The organism is Arthrobacter sp. Y3221159 (assembly GCF_059089885.1).
Genome location: NZ_JBNHFC010000018.1, coordinates 1 through 24,856, shown reverse-complemented (window position 1 = coordinate 24,856; position 24,856 = coordinate 1). Strand labels below are relative to the sequence as shown.

General features: G+C 65.2%; 21 protein-coding genes and 1 pseudogene. 10 read left to right on the top strand and 12 right to left on the bottom strand.

What is annotated here, in order from left to right; all coding sequences use genetic code 11:
- The first annotated feature begins 76 nt into the window (after positions 1–76).
- Positions 77–2,233 (top strand): amylo-alpha-1,6-glucosidase, encoded by a 2,157-nt coding sequence (locus tag AC5RT3_RS16870; RefSeq protein WP_494124713.1) that lies wholly within the window; start codon positions 77–79, stop codon positions 2,231–2,233.
- 18 nt (positions 2,234–2,251) lie between these two features.
- Here the strand turns inward: AC5RT3_RS16870 and AC5RT3_RS16865 are convergent, their stop codons facing one another.
- Both AC5RT3_RS16865 and AC5RT3_RS16860 read right to left on the bottom strand, forming a co-directional pair.
- Entirely contained in the window at positions 2,252–4,252 is a 2,001-nt protein-coding gene (locus AC5RT3_RS16865; RefSeq protein ID WP_494124712.1) for a vWA domain-containing protein, read from the bottom strand.
- A gap of 14 nt (positions 4,253–4,266) precedes the next feature.
- A complete protein-coding gene (locus AC5RT3_RS16860) occupies positions 4,267–5,655 on the bottom strand; it encodes a sigma 54-interacting transcriptional regulator (RefSeq protein ID WP_494124711.1) in 1,389 nt (462 codons plus the stop codon).
- Between the two features lie 120 nt (positions 5,656–5,775).
- Here AC5RT3_RS16860 and AC5RT3_RS16855 point away from each other — a divergent pair, with 120 nt between their 5' ends.
- Positions 5,776–6,177 carry a RidA family protein gene (locus tag AC5RT3_RS16855; protein ID WP_494124710.1) on the top strand — a complete coding sequence of 134 codons (402 nt, stop codon included), beginning with the start codon at positions 5,776–5,778 and terminating at the stop codon, positions 6,175–6,177.
- 6 nt (positions 6,178–6,183) lie between these two features.
- Here AC5RT3_RS16855 and AC5RT3_RS16850 read toward each other — a convergent pair whose 3' ends face one another.
- The gene (locus tag AC5RT3_RS16850) at positions 6,184–6,816 is read right to left on the bottom strand and encodes a dihydrofolate reductase family protein (RefSeq protein ID WP_494124709.1); all 633 of its coding nucleotides are present in this window, start codon (positions 6,814–6,816) and stop codon (positions 6,184–6,186) included.
- A 133-nt stretch (positions 6,817–6,949) separates the two neighbouring features.
- Here AC5RT3_RS16850 and AC5RT3_RS16845 point away from each other — a divergent pair, with 133 nt between their 5' ends.
- Positions 6,950–7,777 carry a DNA/RNA non-specific endonuclease gene (locus tag AC5RT3_RS16845; RefSeq protein WP_494124708.1) on the top strand — a complete coding sequence of 276 codons (828 nt, stop codon included), beginning with the start codon at positions 6,950–6,952 and terminating at the stop codon, positions 7,775–7,777.
- 11 nt (positions 7,778–7,788) lie between these two features.
- Here AC5RT3_RS16845 and AC5RT3_RS16840 read toward each other — a convergent pair whose 3' ends face one another.
- Positions 7,789–9,372 (bottom strand): esterase/lipase family protein, encoded by a 1,584-nt coding sequence (locus tag AC5RT3_RS16840; RefSeq protein WP_494124707.1) that lies wholly within the window; start codon positions 9,370–9,372, stop codon positions 7,789–7,791.
- Between the two features lie 242 nt (positions 9,373–9,614).
- On the opposite strand from AC5RT3_RS16840, the gene AC5RT3_RS16835 reads away from it, so the two are divergent.
- The gene (locus AC5RT3_RS16835; protein ID WP_494124706.1) at positions 9,615–10,643 is read left to right on the top strand and encodes a M12 family metallopeptidase; all 1,029 of its coding nucleotides are present in this window, start codon (positions 9,615–9,617) and stop codon (positions 10,641–10,643) included.
- A gap of 434 nt (positions 10,644–11,077) precedes the next feature.
- Here the strand turns inward: AC5RT3_RS16835 and AC5RT3_RS16830 are convergent, their stop codons facing one another.
- The 3 genes from AC5RT3_RS16830 to AC5RT3_RS16820 form a co-directional block, all read right to left on the bottom strand.
- Positions 11,078–11,866, bottom strand: a complete 789-nt coding sequence (locus AC5RT3_RS16830) for an AfsR/SARP family transcriptional regulator (RefSeq protein WP_494124705.1) — start codon at positions 11,864–11,866, stop codon at positions 11,078–11,080.
- 130 nt (positions 11,867–11,996) lie between these two features.
- Positions 11,997–12,791, bottom strand: a complete 795-nt coding sequence (locus AC5RT3_RS16825) for an alpha/beta fold hydrolase (RefSeq protein WP_494124704.1) — start codon at positions 12,789–12,791, stop codon at positions 11,997–11,999.
- A 47-nt stretch (positions 12,792–12,838) separates the two neighbouring features.
- Positions 12,839–14,050 (bottom strand): ROK family protein, encoded by a 1,212-nt coding sequence (locus AC5RT3_RS16820; RefSeq protein WP_494124703.1) that lies wholly within the window; start codon positions 14,048–14,050, stop codon positions 12,839–12,841.
- 87 nt (positions 14,051–14,137) lie between these two features.
- Between AC5RT3_RS16820 and AC5RT3_RS16815 the strand changes: the two genes are divergently transcribed.
- Genes AC5RT3_RS16815 through AC5RT3_RS16805 form a run of 3 tightly spaced genes read left to right on the top strand, consistent with a single transcriptional unit; the run spans position 14,138 to position 17,273 of the window.
- Positions 14,138–15,412, top strand: coding sequence for an ABC transporter substrate-binding protein (locus AC5RT3_RS16815; RefSeq protein ID WP_494124702.1), 1,275 nt, complete (start codon positions 14,138–14,140; stop codon positions 15,410–15,412).
- 38 nt (positions 15,413–15,450) lie between these two features.
- Complete coding sequence (locus AC5RT3_RS16810) at positions 15,451–16,389, top strand: carbohydrate ABC transporter permease (protein WP_494052216.1); 939 nt, start codon at positions 15,451–15,453, stop codon at positions 16,387–16,389.
- Positions 16,386–17,273, top strand: a complete 888-nt coding sequence (locus tag AC5RT3_RS16805) for a carbohydrate ABC transporter permease (RefSeq protein WP_494052215.1) — start codon at positions 16,386–16,388, stop codon at positions 17,271–17,273. Before AC5RT3_RS16810 ends, AC5RT3_RS16805 begins: the two co-directional genes overlap by 4 nt.
- Positions 17,274–17,326: 53 nt before the next feature.
- On the opposite strand, the gene AC5RT3_RS16800 is transcribed toward AC5RT3_RS16805, so the two are convergent.
- A complete protein-coding gene (locus tag AC5RT3_RS16800; RefSeq protein ID WP_494009017.1) occupies positions 17,327–17,686 on the bottom strand; it encodes a hypothetical protein in 360 nt (119 codons plus the stop codon).
- Between the two features lie 46 nt (positions 17,687–17,732).
- The gene (locus AC5RT3_RS16795) at positions 17,733–18,452 is read right to left on the bottom strand and encodes an HNH endonuclease family protein (RefSeq protein ID WP_494124701.1); all 720 of its coding nucleotides are present in this window, start codon (positions 18,450–18,452) and stop codon (positions 17,733–17,735) included.
- Between the two features lie 382 nt (positions 18,453–18,834).
- Here AC5RT3_RS16795 and AC5RT3_RS16790 point away from each other — a divergent pair, with 382 nt between their 5' ends.
- Both AC5RT3_RS16790 and dapA read left to right on the top strand, forming a co-directional pair.
- On the top strand, positions 18,835–19,122 hold the full coding sequence (locus tag AC5RT3_RS16790; RefSeq protein ID WP_494052212.1) for a hypothetical protein: 288 nt from the start codon (positions 18,835–18,837) through the stop codon (positions 19,120–19,122).
- A gap of 77 nt (positions 19,123–19,199) precedes the next feature.
- A pseudogene (gene dapA / locus AC5RT3_RS16785) lies at positions 19,200–19,967 on the top strand (4-hydroxy-tetrahydrodipicolinate synthase); the annotation flags it as partial.
- A gap of 70 nt (positions 19,968–20,037) precedes the next feature.
- Here the strand turns inward: dapA and AC5RT3_RS16780 are convergent.
- From AC5RT3_RS16780 to AC5RT3_RS16770, 3 genes are all read right to left on the bottom strand, one after another.
- Positions 20,038–20,772 (bottom strand): lytic transglycosylase domain-containing protein, encoded by a 735-nt coding sequence (locus AC5RT3_RS16780; protein ID WP_494052211.1) that lies wholly within the window; start codon positions 20,770–20,772, stop codon positions 20,038–20,040.
- A 159-nt stretch (positions 20,773–20,931) separates the two neighbouring features.
- Complete coding sequence (locus tag AC5RT3_RS16775) at positions 20,932–22,338, bottom strand: ferredoxin reductase (protein ID WP_494052210.1); 1,407 nt, start codon at positions 22,336–22,338, stop codon at positions 20,932–20,934.
- Entirely contained in the window at positions 22,335–23,639 is a 1,305-nt protein-coding gene (locus AC5RT3_RS16770; RefSeq protein WP_494052209.1) for an aromatic ring-hydroxylating oxygenase subunit alpha, read from the bottom strand. The genes AC5RT3_RS16775 and AC5RT3_RS16770 overlap by 4 nt, the downstream gene beginning before the upstream one ends.
- Before the next feature lie 157 nt (positions 23,640–23,796).
- On the opposite strand from AC5RT3_RS16770, the gene AC5RT3_RS16765 reads away from it, so the two are divergent.
- Complete coding sequence (locus tag AC5RT3_RS16765) at positions 23,797–24,729, top strand: LysR family transcriptional regulator (RefSeq protein ID WP_494052208.1); 933 nt, start codon at positions 23,797–23,799, stop codon at positions 24,727–24,729.
- Positions 24,730–24,856 lie beyond the last annotated feature (127 nt).

Below are 24,856 nucleotides of genomic sequence, written 5' to 3'. Positions count from 1 at the left end.
CAGGGTATGCCCGGCCCGGTGGAGGTTCAAGAGCTAACCCCTTTTATCCGGGGCGAGCGAGGCGTAGCGTCATCCCATGGCCGGATGGAATGCGGACACAGCTGCGGGACCTGTGGGGGCAGGAACCATCACCCTGGTTGAGGGTTCATCGTTTTGTATCTCGTCCGCCAACGGGGATATCCATCCCGAGCATCCCCACGGCACCTTCCATGAGGACACCCGCATCCTGTCGCGCTGGAACCTGACCGTGAACGGTCAGTCACTCGAGCCGCTGACGGCCGAGACGAAGGAACCCTACCGCGCCCTCTTCATCGGCCGCGTCCCCCGGTCTGACGGCTACGCAGACAGCCCCCTGATCGTGGAGCGACTCCGGGAGGTGGCCGCCGGGATCGTCGAGGAAATCACCATCAGGAACTACTCGTCCGACCCGGCGGAATGCAGCGTGTCCATTGAGGTGGAGTCGGACTTCGCCGACCTTTTCGAGGTCAAGGAGGCGCGCGTCCAGCGCCGCTGGGAGGAATCCCGCACCGCGGAGGGCGAGCGCCTGACAGTCAGCTCCTCGTGGAACGATGTCCGGAAAACGGTTCTCATCAGCGGACACGGTGCCACCGCCACTGCGAGGGCCCTCACGTTCACGGCGGCGGTTCCGGCGCGCGGCCAGTGGACCACACTGCTCAGTGTCGCCCCGGCCGGGGACGACGGTGCACCCGCGGCACCGCCCCTGCGCCCGGCAGCGCACGGGATGTCGCCGAGCGACCGCCGGCGCCAGGAATGGGTGGCCAAGATTCCCCGGCTCCATATGACGAACCGCTCCATCGAACGGACCCTGCGGCGCAGTTATGACGACTTGGGTGCCCTGCGGATCGAGGACCCCGCGCATCCGGAACGGATCGTCGTGGCGGCAGGCGCCCCCTGGTTCATGACGCTGTTCGGGCGGGACTCCCTGTGGGCCTCGGAAATGGCCCTTGCGGTGGACCCGTCCCTTGCTCTTGGCACGCTGCAGACGCTGGCGGACCGCCAGGGCCAAGTGGTGGATCCGATGAGCGAGGAGGAGCCCGGGAAGATCCTGCATGAAGTCAGGCTGGGCGTTTCCAGCGGGCTGGCCCTGGGCGGCAAGTCGGTCTACTACGGCAGCGTCGATGCCACACCCCAGTTCCTGATGGCGCTCGGCTCCGTCAGCCGCTGGGGCTTCGCGAAAGACACCATCGCCTCGCTCCTGCCCAACGCGGACCGGGCGTTGGACTGGATCAGGAACTACGGGGACAAGGACGGCGACGGGTTCGTCGAGTACGCCAGGCTCAACGACCAGGGGCTGATCAACCAGGGCTGGAAGGACTCCTGGGACGGCATCAACTTCGCGGACGGCACCATGGCCGAGCCGCCCATCGCCCTGTGCGAAGTCCAGGCGCTGGTCTACTCCGCGCTGCTGTCCCGGGCCTGGATGGCCTACGACGCCGGGGACGCGCCCCTGGCGGCGCAGCTCACGGGGGAAGCGGCACGGCTGAAGAAGAAGTTCAACGAGGAGTTCTGGCTTCCGGAGCGGGGCTACTACGCCGTCGCCCTGGATGGCCGGAAACGGCCGGTGGACGCCTGCGCATCGAACATGGGGCAATGCCTGTGGCATGGCATCATCGACGACGACAAAGCCCCCCTGGTAGCCGAACGGCTGATGTCCCCCGAGATGTTCAGCGGCTGGGGCGTCCGGACCCTTGCCTCGGACATGGGCGCCTACAACCCTGCCAGCTACCACAACGGGTCGGTCTGGCCGCACGACAACGCGATCATCGCGGCCGGCCTGATGCGCTACGGCCTCGTGGAGGAGGCCCAGCGGATTTCCACCGCACTGCTGGAAGCGGCGGAGTTCTCGAACGGCCGGCTGCCGGAACTCTTTTGCGGATTCAGCCGCGACCAGGTTGCCGAGCCGGTGCCGTACCCCACAGCCTGCTCACCCCAGGCCTGGGCGGCCACCACGCCGATCATGCTGATCACCAGCCTCATGCGGTACGACGCCCACGTGTCCCGGGGCGGCTTCTGGATGGACCCGGTCCTGCCGGAGTCCTACGGCAACCTGCACATCACCAACGCGCCCATAGCCGGCGGCAGGATGACCATCGACATCGTCGGTTCCGAGCCCACCGTCCAGGGCCTGCCCGAGGGACTCCAGTTCCGGCGCGGGCACCGGCCCTGGCTGACCGAACTCCTGGCGGAGGCGGGCCTGGGCACCGAGGGGTAGATCTGCCGAGGTGTGGATCTAAAGATCCCAGTCGGAGCCGCCGTAGTAGCTGCGCACGTGGGCGCGGAGGTACTCGCCCACCACGGCGGCCCCCAGCCCGCCGACGTCGGGTGCGACCACCCGGCCGTCGATCCGGCGTGCCAGGCGCTGGATGAACCGTTCGAGCCCCGGATCGTCGCCGAGGCGGAAGAACGTCGCCTGCACGCCGGCGCGTCCCAGGCGGTCGAGTTCGGTGACCGTGGCGCGGATGGTCTCCCTGTCCGGCGGCCAGTTGAACCAGGAATCGCCGTCGGCCAGCAGATGCGCGGTGGGCTCACCGTCGGTCACCACCAGCAGCACGTGCTGCATGGACGGGTGCCGCCGGAAGAAGCGGCCGGCCAGCAGCAGGCCGTGGTGGAGGTTGGTACCCTGCTCGCGCAACGCAGGCAGGGCCGTGAGCTGGGCTATATCCATGGACTGCGCGTACCGGCCGAACGTCACCAGCTGCAGCCGGTCACCGTGGAACCGGGTGGAGACAAGGTGGTGCAGCGCAAGTGCGGTGCGCTTCATCGGCACCCAGCGGCCCTCGGCCGCCATCGAGAAGGACACGTCCACCAGCAGGACGACTGCGGCCTGCGTCCGCGCCTCGGTCTCCGTCACCTCGATGTCCCCCACCCCCAGGCGGAAGCCACGGCCCGGATCCCGGCCCTCGGCAACCGTGCGCCGGATGGCGTTGGTCATGGTGCGGGTGACGTCCCACGGACCGGCGTCACCGAACTCCCACTGCCTGCTGGAGCCGGTCTGGTCACCGGCCGCGCCCGCGGCGCGCGTTTCCCGACGGCCCTGCCGGCCGGACAGCTGCTTCGCTGTGTCCCGCAGCAGCGACTTTCCCAGCCTGCGCATTGCCTGCGGGGACAGCCGGAGGTCCCCGTCTGCACCCCGGCGCAGGTAGCCGCCGTCGTGCATCGCCCGCTCGATCTCCGCGAGGGTCCGCGCGGTCACGGCGGCGTCCTGCCCCAACTGGCGGGCCAGGGCATCCAGGTCCAGATCATCCAGCCGCGAACCGTTGTAGGACTGGGAGAGCTGTTCGGCCAGGCTGTCGAGTTCGGCAACGTCCTGCAGCACACCGGTGCCGTCGCCCAGCCCGAGCCCCTCCTGGCCCTCAAAGCGCTCTGACCCGTGCCAGTCCTCCCCCGGCCGGAGGGCCCGCAGGCTGGCATCGAGCTGGTCGAGCTGTGCCATCAGTTCGGCGGACCCGAACGCCTGGGCGGACAGCCGCATCAGCTCTTCACGCTGTTCGGGTGACATGGATTGCAGGAGCCGCTGGGCCGCTGCCGCCCTTTTCGCCAGGGCGTCGATCAGCTCCTCGACCGACTGCGGATTCTCCGGAAAGAAGGAACCATGCCGGGCCATGAACTCCCGGAAGTCGGCGTCGGTGTCCTCACCCCTGCGATGCTTGTCCAGCAGTCCGTTGAGGTCGCGCAGCATCCCGTTCACGGCCTCGCGGTCCTCGTCGGTGGCGTTCTCGAGCGCCTGCTTCATCCCTGCGAAGCGCTGGTCCAGGACTTCCCGGCCCAGCAGGTCCTTGATCCGTTCGTACGCTTCGCGTGCGGCACCGGACTGCCAGTCGTAGGAGGCTAGTTCGTTGACGGCAGCGGCGGTGTAGGCCGGGAGGTTCTGCAGCTGCATTTCACGGAAGGCACGGTCCGTGTTGTCCATCATGGCGTCCCGGGCGAGCTGCTTGCGCTCCTCCAGCACGGCGGTGTCCAGCAGCTTGCGCACCTCGTTGAGGGTGCCGTCCAGCCGGTGCCGGTCCAGCAGGTCCTTCCGGCGTTGCTGGACACGGGCAGCGAGGTCGTCCAGCCCGTCCCGGTTCCGGCCGCCGCGGCGGAGGAACTCCTGGAGGGCGTGCCGGGGCGAGTAGCCGGCCATGACGTCCTCGGCCACCGCCTCCAGTGCCTCGGACAGGTCCACCGGCGGGGCAAGGGGGTCCGGTCCTCCGGCATACCTGCCGTACCGGGACCGGTGGTGCAGCACCATGATGCCTCCTGTGGCTAGCCGTAGACCCTTGCTTCGTCGTCGGACTCCTTGGAGATCCGGCGGGCAAGGTAGAGCCCCTCCAGCGCGAGTTCGACGGCGGCAGCCCGCTGGCCGTCGTTTTCCGCCCCCAGGCGGCCGCTGATTTCGTCGTAGAGCCCGGATCCGTTGAGTGAGGGCAGGTTCTCGAGGAATTCCCGTGCGGTGACCTGGTCTCCCGTGGTCACGGTGGTATGGCCGTCCAGGGCCGCCACCAGCGGACCCATGTCGATGCCGTGGAAATGGGCCCGCACGGCTTCGGCTGTTGCCGTTCGGAGCAGATGGTCCAGGACGCCCTGTTCCCGGCCTTCCTCGCCCGACTCAAATTCGATCTTCCCGGTGAGGACCTCCGCTGCGGGTTCCAGGTCAATGATCCTGGCCACTGCATGCTCCTCACCGCGCACGCTTGCACGGCGCAGCGCGGCCGCGGCCACCGTCTCGGCACCTGCGATGGCGAACCGGGCAGACACTCCGGACGTCTGGTTGATGGCCGGAGACTGCCGCAGGGCCCGGGTGTAGCGGGCCAGGATCTCCAGGATGACGGGCGGGACGTCGGCCACCAGCCGGCCCTCCTGCCGGATGACGGCCACCTCGTCCTCCAGCTCGATGGGGTAATGGGTGCGGATCTCGGCGCCGAAGCGGTCCTTCAGCGGCGTGATGATCCGGCCGCGGTTTGTGTAGTCCTCCGGGTTGGCGGAGGCGACCACCAACACGTCCAGGGGCAGGCGCAGCACGTAACCGCGGATCTGGATGTCGCGTTCCTCCATCACGTTGAGCATGGCCACCTGGATGCGCTCGGCAAGGTCGGGCAGTTCGTTGATGGCGATGATGCCCCGGTTGGAGCGCGGAACCAGGCCGTAGTGGATGGTCTCCGGGTCCCCGAGCCGGCGGCCCTCGGCAACGCGCATGGGGTCGACGTCGCCAATGAGGTCGGCGACCGAGGTGTCCGGCGTCGCCAGCTTCTCCACGTAGCGTTCGGAACGGTGACGCCATGCCACCCGCAACCGGTCCCCCTCGGTAAGCGCCCGGGCGCGCGACTGCTCCGTGATGGGCTGGTACGGGTGTTCGTTGAGTTCGGACTCCTCGATCACCGGCGACCATTCGTCCAGCAGCCCGGCCAGGGTGCGGAGCAGGCGCGTCTTGCCCTGTCCCCGTTCGCCGAGCAGGACAACGTCGTGTCCGGCAATCAGGGCCCGCTCCAGCTGGGGCAGGACGGTCCGGCTGAACCCGTACAACCCGGGCCATGGGTCCCGGCCGGCGGCGAGCGCCGCGAGCAGGTTGTCACGGATTTCATGCCGCAGGTCCTTGTGGACATGCCCGGCGGCGCGCAGCTCGCCGACAGTGAAAATATCGGGACGGTCACTCACCCCTCTACGGTAAGCCCGGCCATGCCGGAGATCGAGCAAACTCCCATAATTCCTCCCGTCCCCGCAGCGGCCTGGCGGAACAGCCTCGCCAGCGGCGGTGCGCGGTGGGATCATACAGCCATGGCATCCATCCAGCGTCTCCGGCCCCAGGGCCTCGTCTCAAGTCCCGCGTTCAGTCACGTAGCCGTCGTGCCGCCTGGTGCAACCACCATCTATGTTGGCGGCCAGAACGCCGTCGATGCCGCAGGCGCCCTCACTGGGGAGGGTGACGTGGCCGCCCAGTCGGAGCGGGCCCTTGAGAACGCCCGGACCGCGCTCGCCGCTGCCGGGGCCACCCTTGCGGACGTCGTGCAATGGACGGTGCTGTTCGTGGAAGGTGCCGATATCGCTGCCGGCTACGGCGCCATCGCCCCCCAGCTCGCGTCGGCAGGACCTGCCCTGGTGACGGCGGCGTTCGTCAGCGGGCTGGGCGTGCCCGGCGCGCTGGTCGAGATTAGCGCCGTGGCTGCCGTCATGCAGTAGCAGGAGTCAGCCCGGTTGTGCCGGCAGCACCCGGTAGGTCACGTGGGTGACCTGGCTCGCCCCGCGGGATGTCAACTGTTCCAGCTTCAGGGGCGGGACGCCGTCGAACAGCCTGGTGCCCGCACCCAGCGTCAGCGGCGCGATGTGCAGGCGCAGTTCGTCGATCAGCCCCGCTGCGAGGTACTGGTTGACGGTGGTGGCACCGCCCTGGACCGCGACGTTCCCGGTGCCGGCCGCCGCGCGCGCCTGCGCCAGCGCAGATTCAATTCCGTCCGTGACGAAGTGGAACGTGGTGCCGCCCTCCATGGGCTGGGGATCGCGGGCATGGTGCGTGAGAACGTGAACCGGGGCGTGGAACGGAGGGTTGGTGCCCCACCAGCCATTCCACTGCCGGTCCCATTCGCCGCGCACCGGACCAAACATGTTGCGGCCCATGATGAACGCCTTGGCGGCACCGATCTGTTCGATCTCCGCCCGGTTCTCGCCCGGAGTTTCAAACATCCATGCGTGCAGCCGGTCCCCCGAACCGTCGCTGCCGTCATCACCGAAGGGGCGCTGCTCCGTTTGGTTGTGCCCGGCAGAATATCCGTCCGCCGTGACGGTGATGTCGCAGACCACCCGGCCGGCCGCTGTTGTCATGGCCTGTCCTCTCGTGGCGGCCCGGCCGCCTTTCCCTGTGGGCTTGCCCGGAGGGCTTCAGCATACGGCCCTCCCGCCGTCCCGGCGAGCGCTGTAACGTCCGGATAACGTCACTGGAACTAGAGTCCGCGGCATGGGTGAGCAGCCGGATGTCCAAAGCCGCGGGTACGATCCAGGGTTCCTTGGCAACGAACTCGAGCCGCCCTCCATCAATGCCGCGCTACTGGAGGACACCGTCCAACTCAACGGTTCAGCCGTCATCCCGTACACCCACTTCTCCCTGGCCGTCAGCAAGTCCCGGCGGTTTGCCCGCTGGGTCGCCTGGAATATCGACGGCGGCAGCATCAAGAGGTTGAGCCGGAAGGGCAGCGCCTTTATCAAGGACTCCCGGATTCCGGAGGAGTTCCAAAACGGCGACGAGCTATACAACGGCAACCGCCTGGACCGCGGGCACATCGCCCGCCGGGCGGACCTGCTCTGGGGTCCGCTGCCCGAGGCGAAGAAGGCAAACGATGACTCGTTCTTCTTCACCAACATCGCACCGCAGATGGACGACTTCAACCAAAGCGGCAAGAACGGCATCTGGGGACGGCTGGAGGAGGCCGTCTTTTCCGACGTTGATGTCCAGGACCTCAAGGCCACGGCGTTCGGCGGCCCCATCTTCCGGGACAACGACCGGGAGTACCGGGGCGTACCGCTGCCGCGCGAATACTGGAAGATCCTCGCCTACATGGAGGAGGGCGGGTTCCGCAGCGCGGCGTTCCTCCTGACGCAGAACCTGAATCCCCTCGAAGCCCTGGACCTGAACGAATTCCGTGCCTTCCAGGTCAGCATTGCCGAACTGGAGGAACGCACCTCCCTGCGCTTCGCGGATCCGCTGCGCGGCGATGACAGCCGGACGTCACTGCGGGCAGCCGATGACAGGGCCCCGCTGGAAATCCTTGCCGACATCCGCTGGTGACAGCCGGCCGCCTAGAGGGGCAGCACCCGCGGGGTCACGCTGATCTGCAGGCCGGCGTTCCCGCCGAGCAGCGGCTTCATCACGTCCGGAACGTCAATGCGGCCGCTCCACCTGTTGGGTGTCCCGTCCCGGTCAAGCAGCCGGTCCTTCTCCTCCGGGTTCCAGTCGCGCAGGGCGGTGGGAATGGTGCTGTTCCATGCAGCCCAGGCCTTCGGCAGTGGTTGCCCGGTGGACGGTGGTTCGATGTCCACAACCAGCGTGTCCTGCCAGTCCTCCGTCTGTTCCATGTGGTCGTCGAAGAACAGGCGGCCCTGCTTCTCGGCGATGGACAGCAACCGCAGCTTCAGCGCGTGCCGCAGCCTGGGCACCACCCGTCCGCCCACCAGCGGCCGGGGCGCCTGGGACGAAAGGAACGTGGTGAGCAGCGGTTTGGGTGAATCGATGGGATCGCCTTCCCTCCAGCGCTCGATCTGCACCGGACAGAAATGCGCGGCACTTTGCTCATGGACCAGCACTGGCAGCCCGCGGATGGCCACGCCGACGTCCAGCTGGAACTCCACTTCATCCGGCGCGTCCCGGCCGACGGTGAAGCCCACCAGCTCAATCTGGATTTTCAGGTCCCCGAAGAGGAACCGCTGGAGGTTCTGGTAGCCCTCTTCGGAGTTGACGATGCCGTACCGGCCGCTGTGGCTGCGGTGGACAATGGCCAGGGGGGCGCCCCGGACAGCGGCGTTGTCGATCTGGACCAGCCCGTCGCTGCGGGGACCGACAGCCCGGGAGGACAGTCCAAGGGCGACGTCGTAGTCCTCGGGGTTGGAACCGATCAGGCAGAAGAGCTCGGAAACCGGGAACCCGTCGTCGGGCATTTCGGTGCCTTTGAAGCTCTCGCGCCGCAGTGTCCGCCGTCGTGCCGCGGGAGTGAGGTAGTCATACATGCGGTCCGGCCCGAAGATGTCAGCGCCGTGGATGCCGGTGGCGTCCCTGATCCGCTCCAGCAGTCCGAATCCGACTGCGAAGTTGATGCCGCCATGCGGTGTGGCATAAGTAAAGACCCTGGCCACGTACTTTGCGCCGGCCGCGGGATCAATCATTCCGTCCGTCTTCGCGAGCTCCTCCGGAATGACACGCTGCAGCAAAGACCTGCAGACCAGCCCGCCCATGGAGTGCGCCACCAGGAAGACTTTGGGCGCCCCCGTCCTGTCGAGCACCAGTTTGATGAGCTTGAACAGGTCCCGGGCGGCCGTCTCAAAGGAGAAGCTTTCCGGGTCCTGGTCAAAGGTGTCCGCGGAGTCGTCGTAGAACCGGTGGATCCACACCGAGGCGGGATTGACGGACCTGGTGTCCACCCCCTGCAGGAACGCCCACTGGTCTCCGTGTACCGGGACCTCGTATTTGTGGTCCGAGATGAGCCGCAGCATGGGCGATTCGAACTGGTGGAACTGCGCCCTGCCGCTGCTGTCCGACCGGACATGGACTGATCCCTGGCTGAAGCCGTAAAACGGATCGTCCACCGCGCTGTTGATGGCACCTCCGTTCCCGGCGAACCCGCGGACATAGATGATGGGCAGCCTGCCGTCGCCACCTGGAGTGCCCACGTCCTGTCCCCTTTCCGAAGGTTTGCTTCCGCCGCGCCTATTGTCCACACGGCTGCGGGCATTTGAGCACGTCCGCCGTTACGACGGCGTTACCGGCACGGATGCGCCCCGGTGGTATCCCCGGAGCAGTAATGCGGCAGTAACGGTGCCGCGCTCTACTGGATGCAGACCGTCCCGGTGTCCGTTGCCGGGGGCAGCGGTTCCTCCGGGCGTGTCCCGGCCCCAGCAAAGGAGCGCACACCATGACTACAGAGACTGTCCGGCCGCACTGCGACACCAAGCCGCAAAGCCGTCCCCTGCTCCGTCCCGACCTCGCACCCGGCAGGGAACGCCTCATTCGCCGGTTGCGGGGGAAATGGGTGAACGGCACGGTGCTCCACTACTGGTTCTTCCAGGGACCGGCCCCGCAAAAGGAGGCAGTGCGGAAGGCCTTCCAGGAATGGAAAGCACTGGGCATCGGCCTGGAGTTTTCCGAAGTGGCGGACAAAAGCGAGGCCGAGGTAAGGATCGCCTTTGACCAAAGGGACGGGTCCTGGTCCTACGTGGGGCGCGACGTCCTGGAAATCAACGCCACGGAACCAACCATGAACTTCGGCTGGGACCTCACCGACGAGTACGGCCGGACAACGGCGTTGCACGAGATAGGCCACACGCTGGGGATGCCGCACGAGCACCAGAACCCGTTCGCGGGCATCGTCTGGGACGAGCCGCGGGTCTACGAATACTTCGGCGGAGCGCCGAACCACTGGCCGCCGGAGCAGACGCTGCACAATGTGCTGCGGAAGATCGACCCCGGCGAGGTTGAAGGTTCCTCGTGGGACCCGGATTCTGTCATGGAATACTGGTTCCCCGCCGGACTCATCAAGGAACCTGCCAGGTTCCAGGCAGGCCTGAATCCTCCGGGCGGGCTGTCCGAAGCGGACAAGGAATGGGTGCTCAAGTTCTTTCCTGCCATCAAACCCGAACTCCCCCTGCTCGACCCGTTCAAATCCGTCCCGCTGTCCCTGAGCCCCGCGGAGCAGGCCGACTTCGCCCTGGAGCCCTCCGCTTCGCGGACTTACGAGATTGCCACCTTCGGGACAGCCGATACCGTACTGGTGCTGTTCGAGAACGTCGACGGCGAACTTCGCTTTGTCGCCGGGGATGACGACAGCGGCGAGGACCGCAACTCGCGCGTTTCGGCCAAGCTCTTCCAGGGACGGCATTATGTGGTGCGGGTGAGGCTCTACTGGGCAGGTGAGTCCGGGCAGACGGCCCTGATGTATTGGTGAGTCCACTCTCCATCCGCCGGGCCCGAATTCGTGCGCCGGCAATTGCGGCGGGGTGTTGCTCAAGTTTGTCCGAATCTTTGCTAAAGGCAGCGGGCTACCGGTTCTTCTGGGGCAGGATGGGAGCTGTTCGGCTCAGTGCCCTGCCAATCCAGGCAGCACCGCAGCCGGCAGGACGGGTTGCCGGCAGTCAAACCGTCACCTGAACGGGGCTGGTCCCGGCGGAGAGTGGGGAGACGATGCGATCGGAAGACGTGAGGGCAGAACCTGCCGGCGGGCAGGCAGCAATGCATGACGTTTCGGACGCCGGCACCTTGGTGATCCGCACCTGGCATGAACATGGCGGGCAGTCCCCCGCATTCCGGGCAAGGATTACGTACGGTCCTGCCCACGGCCGCGACCAGACAACGGTGTCCGCCGCCGACCCCGACCGGGTCCTACACGTTGTGCAGCAGTGGCTGTTGTCCCAAGCCATTGCCCCAGGCGGGAACTAGCTGGTCCTTTGTACCGTGCGCCTGGGGCTTTACGGCCTCGCTGATGAGGTGTTTAAGCGCCCCGGAGGGTTCTACGCCCATATCCTGCAGCAGCTGGTCGTGGTACTTCTCGTACGCGACCAGGGCGGACGCGAGGTTTCCCTGGGCAAGTTCTGCCGCCACAAGGAACCGGACTGCGCTCTCGTACAACGGCTCGATATGGAGTGCCGCGGCGGCGGCTTCCGCAGCCGCGCCATGATCACCACGGCTGGAAAAGCCGGCGGCAAGGAGCGTCAGGACGCGGAGCTGGTCGTGCCGCAGCCGCCCTTGCTCGAACAGTACCCAATCCTCATACCAGCCGGGCAGGAATTCCAGGTCGCGCAGTTCCTGCAGGTTCGCTGGAAGCACTTCGCGGCCGGGGATGCCCGCTGCCTTCAGGACAGCCCGGATCTTGTGCAGGTCCACCACAACCCTGGCGTCCAGTGACAATAAAGCTCCGTCCTTGACGAGCAAGCCGGGCAGTTGCCGTGTGACCAAGTGGACTGTTACCCGAAGGCTTTCGAGGGCCTTGTCATCCGGATATTCGGGCCACAGCATACCGGCCAGGAAGGTGCGAAGGCTGGCACCGCGGACCGCCAGTGCGGCGATGAGCCGCTGCTGGCGTGCAGCAACGTGAACTACTTCCCCGCCCTGGCGGAGCTGCCAGGACCGCATGAGGTCCAGTTCAAAAATTCCATAGTCATCGTTGCCCATGGCTACCCGATCGGAACAGGTGTTACTGCAGTGAATTGTAAGATTGAGCATCCTCATGTTGACAGGGAAAGTCAATCAACAAATCCCCCTAATTGCTTAGCGAGAGAAGCCTCTCAGGGGTTCCGTGGCCCTACATTGGCGGGTCATTCAACGCTTCAGCGGATGCGTCGAGGAAGGTGACGACGACGTCGCGCACCAGGTTGGTCCGTGCGAGCCCGAAGAAGTGCGTCGTGCCGGGAAACACCGCCAGCTGCGAGGCGGGCACACCCTCGAAGTCGCCGTTCACGTCTCCGCCGCGCAGCTGGAGGAACTTCACCGCATGGTCGAGCCTGACCATATCGCAGTCGCCCACGGTGAAGAGCGTGGGGGCGGCGATGCCGCGGATCTCGTCGTCGCTCCAGCCGGTTTCGCCCGCGCCGTAGCGTCCAAGCTTGTCCAGCAGGCCCTGCAGGTGCTCCCGGTCCGGATGCGGGGACACGGCGAGGTAGCGTTCCTCCATCGGGGTTCCGGCGATCATGTCCACTGTCATCACCGCTACCGCTTCTGCGTTCCCGCCGCGGTCGCCGTCCGGGCGGAAGGATACCGAGGACACGATGAGCTTGCGCACCAGCTCCGGCCGGTGGACCGCGAGATCCAGCGCCACCGCACCTCCTATGCTGAATCCGAAGACATCGACGTTCCCAACACCGAGGTGCTCGAGAAGCCCGGTGACGTCCGAGGCCAAGGAGGCAGTACCGAGCGGGCGGTCGATGTCGTTGGTACGTCCGTGCCCCTGGAAGTCCGTTGCAATCACCCGGCGCCCGGCCGACAGGCCGGGAATCAGCGCACCGAACTGCTGCTCAATTTCGAAGAGCCCGCCATGCAGGAGCAACAGCGGCACGCCGCCGCCGTCGCCGTCGCCGTCGCCGTGCAACTCGTAGTACATCTGAAGCCCGTTGACCGGCGCGTATCCGGTTTCGGGCGCGCCTGCTGTCAGACCCCGGCCGCCCGCGGGAGGAAGGCGCTCGGTTCCTGCCTGATCCGTGCCAGTGCGGACTCCACCGCACCCTGGACAACGGCTTCGGCTCCGAGCGTGCTTGCGACAAGATCCGGAAGCGGGGCACCGGAATCGGCAGGGAGCAGGCTGCGTGCGTGTTCCAGGACGGGGTCAACGGCCCGTGAGATCGCGCCGGCTATGACCACACGCTCAATATCGAGGAGGCTGGAAAGAACCACCGCAATTTTCGCCAGCCGGGCGCCGAGCCGGGCGATGATGTCCTTCCCCAGAGGATCCCCCTCACGGGCTGCCTCGAACACGTCCTCCGCCTTGATCTGCTCCTCGGGAATGGCCCGCAGCGTTGTCCGGCCCTCGTAGGAGTGGATGCCCGAACGGGCCCACTTTCGTGCGAGTGCCCCGAACCCGTCCGTGCTGCCCTCGCCGGGGAGGAACTTGTCATCGGTGAACGCGTCCAGGAACCGCATCTCGCCGGCTCCGCCCCGCGGTCCGCGCAGCAGGCGCCCATCGACGATCAGGCCGGCGCCAAACCGTTCGCCAGTCAACAGGGTGGCCACGTTGGCGGAGGGGTCCTGTGCCCGTTCGGCGATGGCGGCGAGGTTGGCGTCATTATCGACGACGACCCTGCCGTGGAGGTGCGAGGCGAATCCGCTGTTCATCAGCTGCCAGAATTCCCCCTCCGCGGGAGACGCGCCGCCGGCGTCCACCGGCGCGGGTACGCCGACAACCGTGAGCAACACATCCTCACCGGTGAGCCCGGCATCGGCAAGTGTCAGTCCGATCAATTTCCGGGCTTTTTCGCAGCGGCCGGCGCGCCCCAGGACGTGTGAATCAAGCCCCTCGCGGCGGCTGCCCAGTTCGCGTCCCCGCAAATCCGCGACGACGGTTGTGAAGGACGTTTCGCCAGCGTCCAGTCCCACAACCACGCCCACAGCTTCGCGCAGCCGGTACCGGCGCGCCGGCCTTCCTTTGAGCGTGCGGCCCGTGGCGTCACCGCCGTCGTCAACCTCTTCCAGCCATCCTGCATCAACCAGCCCGTCACAAACTCCCAGCACTGTGGCGCGGGTCAGCCCGGTTTCAGCCATCGCCTCGCCCGCGGTGAACACCTGTTCCTGCAAGGCGAAGCGCAACAGCGCCTCCGAGTTGATCTGCCGTAACAGTTGGGTGGAGTTCGCCGTTGTTGCGTTCATCCCTTGACGATATCCCTTCCGTCGCCCATCCTCGTATAGGTCCTAAATATAAGATCCATATAAATCTTCCGAGACCCCCAGGAGCCAATGTTGCCACCCTTGACGTCAGCCGGGACGCGAGTCTCCCGACGTACATTCCTCGCCGCAGCCGGAAGCGCGCTGGCCGCTTACGGCATGGCAGGATGCAGCGCGTCGGGCACCCCGACCATCACATTCCACCAGTCAAAGCCGGAAGCCGTTCCCTATTTCCGCGACCTGGCAGCGAAGTTCACCGCGTCCCAGGACCAGTTCCGCGTTCTGCACGACATGGCCACGAATCTCTCCGCCGGATTCGTCCGGAGCAGTCCCCCTGACCTCGGTTGCCTCAATTACAACCTTGAGATGGCCCGGTTCATGGAGCGGGGTGCGCTGTCGGACCTTTCCGACCTGCCCGAGGCAGCCGCCATCCGCGAAGACGTGCTCGACCTGACGAACTGGTACCCCACCTATGCAGGCCGTACCAGCGTGATCCCCTACTCGGTGATGGCGGCGTCCGTCATCTACAACCGCCGGATTTTTCAGGACAACGGCCTGGCGGTCCCGACAACCTGGGACGAACTTATCGAGGTATGCGAACGGCTCAAGGCTGCCGGCGTCACCCCGATATACGGCACATTCCGCGATCCCTGGACCATCGCCCAGGGCCTGTTCGACTACGCGGTGGGAGGCATGGTGGACGTACGCGCGTTCTACCAGGCGATGCACGGCATCGGAGAGAAGGTTGGACCGGATTCCGAGGTGTCGTTCCAGAAAACCATGCTGGAACCGGTGCAGCGCATGGTCCAGCTGACGAAGTACGTCAATGCGGACGCCTCCAGCCGCGGCTACGGTGACGGCAACACCGCCATGGCACAGGGGCAGGCGGCAATGTACTTCCAGGGGCCGTGGGCCTTCGGGGAGATTGAAAAGGCCGGCACCGATGTGGACCTCGGCACCTTCCCGCTGCCCATGACCGATAACCCCGCAGACCTCAAGGTCCGGGTCAACATCGACCTCTCGCTCTGGGTCCCCGAGGTGGCCAACGGGCAGCAGGGAGCCCGCGCCTTCCTGCAGTACCTGATGCAGCCGGAGATCCAGAACCCCTACAACGCCCAGTTCCTGGGGTTCGGCACAGTCAAGGACGCACCGGCGGTCACCGACCCCCGCATCGTGGACATGCAGAAGTACTACGACGGGGGCCGCTTCTACATGGGCGCCTCGCAGTTCATCCCCAACACGATTCCCGCCGCGAACTACTTCCAGTCGATCGTCTCCGGAGCGGACGCTGAGAGCACCCTGCGCCGCCTGGATGCCGACTGGGCCCGCCTGGCCTTCCGCGCGTAGCGCATCCCCGAACCCCTGCACGAAACGAGGACCACCCCATGTCATCAATGACGAGACCTTCCACCAGGCCGGTGGTGAGCGCCCCACCAGCGGCCACGCCGGCAAGAGTAAGCAAAAGCCGGGTCGACCCGCTCTACTATCTTTTCCTGTTGCCGTCGCTGGCGATCTTCACGCTCGCCGTCACACTCCCTGCGGTACTCGGCTTCATCTACAGCTTCACGAACTCTGTTGGCTTCGGCGACTTCGAATTCATCGGCCTCCGTAACTTCATCGCTGCCTTCCGCGATGAAGGGATCCTCGGCGCCTATGGATTCACGCTCGCCTTTTCGCTCGTGACCGTCGTCGTCGTGAACGTCCTGGCCTTCCTGCTGGCCCTGGGCCTTACGTCCCGTGTCCGCTTCCGCACCGCGCTGCGGACGGTCTTCGTTATCCCGATGGTGATCTCCGGCATCGTCATTGCCTTTGTGTTCCAGTACCTGTTCTCCAATTCGCTGCCGCTGGCAGGCCAGAGTCTGGGAATCGAACCGCTCACCACGAGCATCCTCGCCAACCCGGACCTCGCCTGGCTGGCGATCGTCTTCGTCACGGCATGGCAGTCGGTTCCGAGTGCGATGCTGATTTACATCGCAGGCCTGCTGACCGTGCCCGCCGAGGTGTACGAGGCGAGCTCCATCGACGGTGCGAAGCCCTGGCACAACCTGCGGCACATCACGTTGCCGCTCGTGGCCGGGTATGCCGTGATCAACACCGTGCTGGGCTTCAAGAACTACCTCAACGCCTACGACATCATCGTCGGCCTTACCGACGGCGGCCCCGGGGTCGCCACCCGGAGCGTAGCGATGGCAATCTTCCGCGGCTTCGAAGGCGGCGACTACGCCTACCAGATGGCCAACGCCGTGATCTTCTTCCTCATCAGCGTCGCCATCGCACTCATCCAACTCCGCTTCACACGTGGCAAAGGAGGGATCGCAGCATGAGCAACGCGACCCGAACCATCCCCGCACAACCAGTGACCCCTGCCACCCGCCGCATCCGCGTTGGCCAGGAGCGCACCAACTGGCCCGCCACCGCCGTCTTGATCGTTTGCACCCTTGGCGTGCTTGTCCCGCTGTACGTCACGGTCAGCATGGCACTCAAGACCACTGGCCAGGCGGTGGACGGCAATGCCTTCTCCTTGCCGAGCCCCCTGACCTTCGATGGTTTCACCCAGGCATGGACGCTCACGAACTTTCCCCGCGGCTTCGCGATCTCCGTGTTCGTCTCCGTCATCGCGGTCATCGGGGAGATCGTGGTGTCGGCGCTCGCAGCCTATGCGATCGTCCGCAACTGGGACCGCCGGCTCTTCCGCTGGTCCTTCTTCTACCTGCTGGCGGCGATGTTCATCCCGTTCCCGGTGGTGGCGCTCCCCCAGATCCAGCTGACCGGCATGGTCGGACTCGACAATCCGCTCGGCGTCGCGATCCTGCACATCGTGTTTGCCCTGGCCTTCAACACGATGCTGTTTACCGCGTTCCTGCGCTCGATTCCGCTGGAGCTGGAGGAAAGCATGCGGATGGACGGCGCCGGGACGTGGCAGGTGTTCTGGCGGCTCATCTTTCCCCTGCTCGGGCCAATGAGCGCAACAGTGGGCATCTTCGCCTTCATCGCGTCCTGGAACGACTTTATGATGCCGTCACTGATCATTTCCGACCCGGAACTGCAAACAATTCCCGTGCTGCAAAAGATGTTCCAAACCCAGTTCAGCAACAGCTACAACGTAGCGTTCGCCTCGTACCTGATGGCGATGGCACCCGCGATCGTCGTCTACCTGTTCACACAGCGTTGGGTCATGTCCGGCCTGACCCAGGGCGCCGTCAAATAGTTCCTGCGAAGAGGGGTGCCTTCCGACCCCACGCGCGCGTTGGAAGGCGCCCCTTAGAGTGCGGGCCTGGTCAAGGACCGGCGGATACCGGCTATCCTGACGGCAACTCCCAGCAGCACCAAAGCGATACCGAATGCCATGAGAATCCAGACGGGCGCCGCCGCGGCTTCGATGTTCCGGTAGCACTCCGGCGCGAGCGCCGTGATGTGCAGTTGGGCATCGGCCATTTCAGCTGCCTGGCTTTCCGGCAGCAGCGGACTGCCGCAGAGCGGCCCCGCGGGCCTTAAACCGATGACGATACTGAGGATGTGGACGGCCAGCCCCACGGCGATGACCAGTAACCAGCCGCGCCGTTGGCTCAGTTCCTGGTTGATGGACCTGGTGGGATTTTCCGCAGAATCTTGAACCGCCATGATCCGAGCATAATGAGGGCCGGAGTGTTTTGCAGTGTTCGTGCGCTTACCGGCAGCCGCTGAGGATGCCGGCGATCGCATCATGCTCAGCCTGCGTTACCCATAGTTTGTACTTGGCCTTAACGGCCGTCTGCCGGATGACATACTCGCACCGGAATGCCCTGTTCGGCGGCAGCCAGGTGGCAGCGTCCTTGTCACCCTTGGCGCCGTTGGTGGGTCCATCTGCGGCCATGAGGTTCAGCGGGTCGTTGGCCAGGTCCTTGCGCTCTTCAGCAGTGAGTTGTTGCGCGCCCTTTTGCCAGGCGTCGCTAAGTGCTACGAGGTGGTCGATCTGGACGGCGGAACTGGTGTCCTGCCCGCGCACGAAATCGATGGTTGTGCCGGTGTATTTGTCGGCCAAGGTGCCGGTCACAACAACGCAGTCGTTGGTACTGGGCTTGAAGGTTTCGTCGGTGAGGTCCCGGGCCAGGATGTCATTGCGGGTGTCGCAGCCGTTCCGGTCAACGTCGGCCCAGGCCGGACCAAACTCATCGCGGGAATAGCCGGTCTTCGGCGCACGGCCCTTCACCGGAATGGTCTGCAGCTGGTTGAGGGCGTTGCCGGCAGCAGCCGGATCTGCCGGAGCGGGATCACCGGCGGCGCTGCGCGGAGCGGATTCGATGGCCTCCAGCGCATTAGCGGCGGCATCACAACCGGCAAGTGAACCAGCCAGCAGAACGGCAGTGGCGGCGGCAAGGGACTTGGTGGCAAAGCGGGAAATCTTCATGGTCCTTCGGGGGTCAGCGGGCTTTCAACGCTAACGTCCGCTGCTGCTCCGGAGCGGCAGGCTGTTAGGTGGCGCCTGTCACATGCGGCAACCCCGCATCTCGCTACGCGGTCCGGTCCGCATCCTTGCGGACAGGCTGCGGGGGGGCTTTAGGCAGCAGGGTCCGGTTCCGGCTTTGTCAGAAGACCTGGGGAGATGGACCGGCCGCGGAGCGAAGCCAAGCCAAGCCAAGGCCTTGTTCCCTGGGAGCTGTCGTCGATCCAGCAACAATCTGGCCACCACACCCTGACATTCGACTTGGACTGCAAACCTGCAACCACGGATCCCCTGCCAGGGCCGCACCCCTTCCATGCACGGTTCCAGGTCCAATTCAGTTCTGACCATGACGCTGTCTGTGACCCACCTGGGTGATGAGCCTGCCGTCTACGGACAAACCATTGGTCCCTTCCAGGACGAATGGATGACCACCCGGCAAGTCAGTGAGATCGAAAAGATCCTTGGCACCAAAGTGACGATCACTCAACGCTGGCAAGGGGTCTACGCCGCCAGCCCCCTGACCTCCCTCCTGCGTGAGGAGATGGAACCAGCAACAACAGCAATAACAGTCGCCTCCGGCATCGGGATGACCCTGTCCTTCGGCATTGCGGCCAAAACGATCGAAAGTCTCTGACGCAGGAGCCACCCAGGCATCGCCGTCGTGATCCATGCCTTCCGCAGGCACAAAGCCGAGTCAACGGAGTCCGACCAGTGACAACAGCACCACACCGCCTTTCCCGTCCAGACCGCCCCTTCGGAAGCCTTCTGACCGCCATGGTCACGCCTTTCACCCTGGAAGGGCGCTTGGATCTCGATGCCACCGCGGATCTCGCGTCCCAGCTGGTGGACGGCGGCGACGACGGCCTGGTGGTATGCGGAACAGCCGGCGAAGCCTCAACGCTTGAAGACCGGGAACAAACAGACCTCATTCGGGCAGTGAGGGACGCCGTCGGCCACCGGGCATTTGTCGTCGCCGGAACGGGGACCAATGACACTGCACGGTCCGCCGCGTTAGCCAGGCGCGCTGCCCAGGCAGGGGCAGACGGCCAAATGGTGGTTACTCCCTACTTCAGCAAACCCACCCAGACTGGAGTAGTGGAGCACTTCACCACTGTCGCCGGAGCGGCAGAACTTCCCGTGATGCTCTACGACATACCGGGCCGGGCGGGCATATCGGTCTCCACCGAAAGCATCAAACGCCTGGCCGATAACCCCCGCATCGTTGCACTGAAGGACGCAAAGGCGGACTTCAGTGCAACAACGGAAGTCCTGGCCGAAACCGACGTCGCTGTCTATGCCGGCGACGACGCCCTCGCTCTTCCCTGGCTGACCGCAGGAGCTGCGGGGCTGGTCAGCGTCTCGGCTCACGTCGCGCCGGGAAGCTTCCGCCACCTGATCGACGCCGTGGACGCCGGCAACCTGGCGCTGGCCAGGCAGCTCCACTTCGAGCTGGCACCACTCATACGCGCCGTGATGAACTACGCACCTGCAGCCGCCGCCGCCAAACACATCCTCCACGGGCCCCGATCCCGGCTGACTGCCAGGTGCATCATCTCTCCAGGGTTTCCGCCTTCGCTGCATATGCGGTGGCCTGGTCACGCACTTGGCGGATGTAGGTGTCGGACTGGTTGTAGGCGTAGATGGCGCCGGTCCATCCTTCCGAGGTGGTGAGGTCACGGCCGTTGGCGCATAAATAGTGTGCTGCGCTAAGAGCGGCATCGTCGATATTGGACGGGTCTGCCGTTCCGTCCCCGTTTCCGTCGCGCGCTACGAGCTGCCAGGTGGAGGGGATGAACTGCATCGGTCCCACAGCCCGGTCCCAGCGCGCGTCCCCGTCCAGGGTCCCGGCGTCCGTGTCGGCGATCGCGGCGAATCCGGTACCGTCCAGGACCGGGCCCACAATCGGGCGGCTCACTTCCCCCTCGGCGGTGAGGCCGCCGCCCCCGTATGTTCCGTGTCCTGTTTCAACGAAACCGACGGCCGCCAGGGTGTTCCACCCGAGCCCGCACGCCGGAACGGAATCAGTGACGGTTACAGCTGCGGCAACGTACGCCCGCAGCGCTCGTTCCGGGATGCCGGTCTGCCCGGCGGCCCGGACAACCCATTCGGCATCCGGACTCCTGGTGACGTTCACCGCGGTGGTCATACCAGAGGACAGCGCCTCGAGCTCGGCCCCCGCCCGGGGCGGCGGAGCAAGGGCCTGCCGCGCATCGACGCCGGCTTGCCCAAGCAGCCAGAACACGAAAGCGGTGGAGACACAGACCGAAAAAACGATAAGAACCAAGAGACGCCTGAGACCGAGCACCGACTAATCAAACCATCTGCAATCAGGACCGCGCCGCCATCATGTTCCTGAGCATCCTCCACTGCACGAAAAAACCCGGGCGTCATCCCGCAAGTACTGCGGAATGACGCCCGGGACTGCTATTACCGTTGAATGCTGTTAGGCGTCGATCACCATGTCGGTCTGCGCCGTGGAGCAGCAGGGCAGGAACTTGCCTGCGTCGATTTCCCGTTTGCGGATACCACCCTGGTGGTTCATCTCGATTTCCCCAGAAAGCTTGACGACCTTGCAGGAGCCGCACATGCCTTCCTTGCAGTTGGCGCCGATCCGGACACCCGCTCGCTGCGCCACCTCGAGGATGTGCTGGTCGGGATCAATCCGCACGTTGACGCCGGTGCGCAGGAAGGACAGGGTGAGGCTTCCCGTTCCCACCGTCTCAAAGCTCGAGGCATCGGGGGTCACGGCCTCGGGCTCCGCGTCCGCACTGCCCCCAGACGTGGACGCATCCGTGTCAACGGTTTCCAGCGGCAGCCCCGTGGCCTCGAGGGGTCCATCGGCGTCGTAGCCGGGCTCATAGAGTCCGAACGCGCTTGGCTGGCCTTCGTAGTAATCCTCGGCTGACTCGGCGATCTCCTCGGCGATTTCCTCCGCGATGTCCGTTGCCAGCGCGATCTCTGCCTGGTACTCAAGGAGTGTCTGGCGGTCTCCCGAGAAGAACTCCATGTAGATGGATGTGTCGTCTACGCCGACCTTCTTGAGGAGCTCGGTGGCGCTGTTCAGGTAACCCTCGGGGCCGCAGGCGTAGACCTGGCGGCCGTTGGCGTCGGGGGCCACCTGATCGAGCATGGCCGCCGTCAGCCTTCCGGTGAGCCCTTCCCACCCCTCGGGCTTGCTGCGGTCGCCCAGGGAGTAGAAGACCTTAATCCGCGAGTCCACGGAGGCGATGTAGGCCAGCTCCCGGTGGAAGGCAAAACCTCCGGCTTCCGCCCCGTGGTACAGGACCACCACATCGGCGTGTCCGGGCAGGGAGTGGATGGTCCGCACCATGGACATGATCGGAGTGATGCCTGCACCGGCGGCCAGAAGGAGGTAACGCGCCCGCCGGTCGGCGTCGGGCAGGTGGAACGCCCCGACCGGTCCGAGCATGTCCAGAACGGTGCCGGGTTTGACGTTCGCATGCACCCACGGAGAAACCAGGCCCGTGGGGTCGCGCTTGACGCTGATGCTGAACGTCCATGGCTCCGTGGGCGAACTGGACAGCGAGTAGCTGCGGTCCACCGGATCCTGGTCCTCACCGTTTACCGGAAAGGCGACGTTTACATACTGGCCCGCACGGAAGGCCAGGGGCGCACCGTCGGTGCGCCGGAACACGAAGGTCATCAGGCCGCCGGCCTCGACAACGGTCTCCACGCATTCGGCCATGAACTCCTGGGGGTGCCAGGGGCCCAATGCACGGGCAGCGCGGGCTGGTGTCTCGGTGCTGCCCATGACCCTGTTCCACGGCATCTCCAGACCGCGAATGCGCTGTGGTTCCTGGATCACCGGTTCAGTGAGGAGTTCGGTCATGCCAAGTGCTCCTGAACGCGCTGCACGTACCAGTTGATGAATGCCTCGACCTGGTATTCGCTCTTCATGTACGGGCCGGGCTCGTAGGCGGGGCTGGCAGCGCCCTGCTGGCACAGTTCCACGAACGCCTTGTCCTGCAGGTTGGTCTGCTTCCAGGTGTAGGTGAGCTTCTCCAGGTCGTAATCGACGCCTTCTTCGGCGTCGTCAGCCACCAGCCAGGTGGTGCGGACCAGCGACTGGTGTTCGTTGATGGGGAAGACGCCGAACGTGATGACGTGGTCGCCGAGGAAGTGGAACCAGCTGTTGGGCTGCAGGTGCATGGAGCAGCGGCCAAGGCGGAAGTCCGGCAGGTCGCCGAGCAGCTTCTTGGAGAGCCGGCGCCCGTCGGCGGAGAAGGACTCGCCTTCGCCGTCCAGGGATTCGCGGGAGATGCGGATTCCGGCGATACGGGTGTCAAGCTCCTCTACCACCTCGTAGGGCAGGCCGTAGCGGCGGCAACGCTCTTCAAGAGAGGACTGCGCTTCCTTGTTGCGGTCCCATACTTCCTCAAGGTGCGGAGGAATCAGGCCCTCGGTCAGGCCCCACGTGGGGAAGAGTGAGCATGCGAGTTCCGGGTGCCCATCGCAGTGGTAGCACTCACGGTTGTTTTCCATGACGAGCTTCCAGTTGCCCTCTTCGATGATGTTCTGCTGGTAGGCAATCTTTGCTTTGGAAAGGTCGTGCGGGGCCAGGTAGGGCTCGAAGATCTTTGAGGTCTCGTCGAAGTCTGTGGGCGGTTCGTCAGCGATGCAAACGAAGATGAGTCCGGCAACCTCGCGGCTGTGGGCACGCTTGAGCGCGAAGCAGTTCTTGTCGAACTTCGCTTCTCCGGGGGCGGATGCGTGGATCAGGTTGCCCTCGGGAGAGTAAGTCCAGGAGTGGTAGCCGCAGACGAGGTTTCCGGTGGAACCGGCAGCTTCGGTCAGGACGCGCGCCCCGCGGTGGCGGCAGACGTTGTGCAGGACGTTGACGTCCCCTTCGTCGGTGCGGAGGACGATCAGCGAGTAGGGACCGTAATCGACCGTGATGTAGTCGCCCGGCTCCGGCAGCTCGGCGACACTCCCGGCAAAGATCCAGTGCTGGCCGAAGATAGCCTCCATGTCGACCTTGAAGATTGCCGGGTCGGTGTAGAAGGGGGCATCGAGGGAGTAGCCCGTGCGGCGGAACGCAAACAACTCGGTGATCTCAGCCAGCTGCTCTGCAGGCAATGAGGACGCGAGTTTTCCGCGTGAGTTGAGGGGCTGGTGCACTGGAGCAGTCATGGGTTTCCTCCCGGGAGGCGTGGTTACGTGTGATATCTGGGGCGACTACGGATGCGTCAGTGCAGCCGTTGTCAAAAAGCGTTGTTCCAAGAGATTAGGGCGCACGAGAGCTCAATAAAAGCGCAAGAATCCGGAGATAACCGTGCACAATAGGTGCATGATTGATCCGAGACTTATAACGCTCCGAGTATTCGCCCGCTGCGGGACCGTAGGCGCAACCGCGGAGCTCACGGGGTACTCCCCTTCAGCCGTCTCCGCGCAATTGCGTGAACTCCAGCGCGTGCTCGGTTTGCAGCTCCTGGCGAAGGACGGCCGCGGCGTGCGGCTGACCGCTACGGGCCGGTTTCTTGTGGCTGGTTCGGACTCCCTCATCGCGGAATGGGAGAGCCTGCGCGCCGCCGCCATGGAGGCCGGGGACCAGGTGCAGTCACATTTCGGCCTCGGTGGATTTTCGACGGCGGCCGCCCAGTTGCTCGCGCCGCTTGCGGCCACTCTCCGCTCAACGCGTCCGCAACTGGAGGTACAGGTACTTGAGGCTGACCCGGCCCGCTGCTTCGATTTGTTGGTAGCCGAGAGGATTGACCTTGCGGTCATTGTCGCCATGCAGTCGAACACCTACGGCGAGGATGACCTGCGCTTCGAGCAGACCGTGCTGCTCGACGATCCCCTGGACGTGATCCTTCCGTCTGACCATCCGCTGGCATCGCAGGAACGGGTGACGCTCGAAGAATTGGCCTCGGAAGCCTGGATCACCGAAGCTGCGGGCTCCACCTACCACTCCCTCTTCACTGCGGCGTTCACGGCAGTTGGTGTGACACCACGGATTGCCCACGAGGCCGTCGAGTGGGAAACCCAGATCGCCTTCGTGGGTGCGGGGCTCGGCGTGGGCTTGCTGCCGCGACTGGCGCCCTTGCGCAATGCAGAGAATGTGGTTCGCCTGCGCCTAACGGGCAAAGGCAGGCCCTCGCGGCGCATTGTCGCGGCCGTACGTAGGGGCAGCATTGCCTCTCCGCTGATTCAGGAGTCGCTCGACATCCTGCAGAAGAACGCTGAGCGGATCGTCGCCGCCCGGCCGGAGGACGAACTCTGAGAATCGTTTCCCGACAACAAAACAAACATGTTGACCTGTGTCACAGTCGAGTATACGCTGGGGTCCAATCTAATATATCAGTTCGCTACTTTTGAATATATCTAGAAGGAGGAGGGGACATGACCCT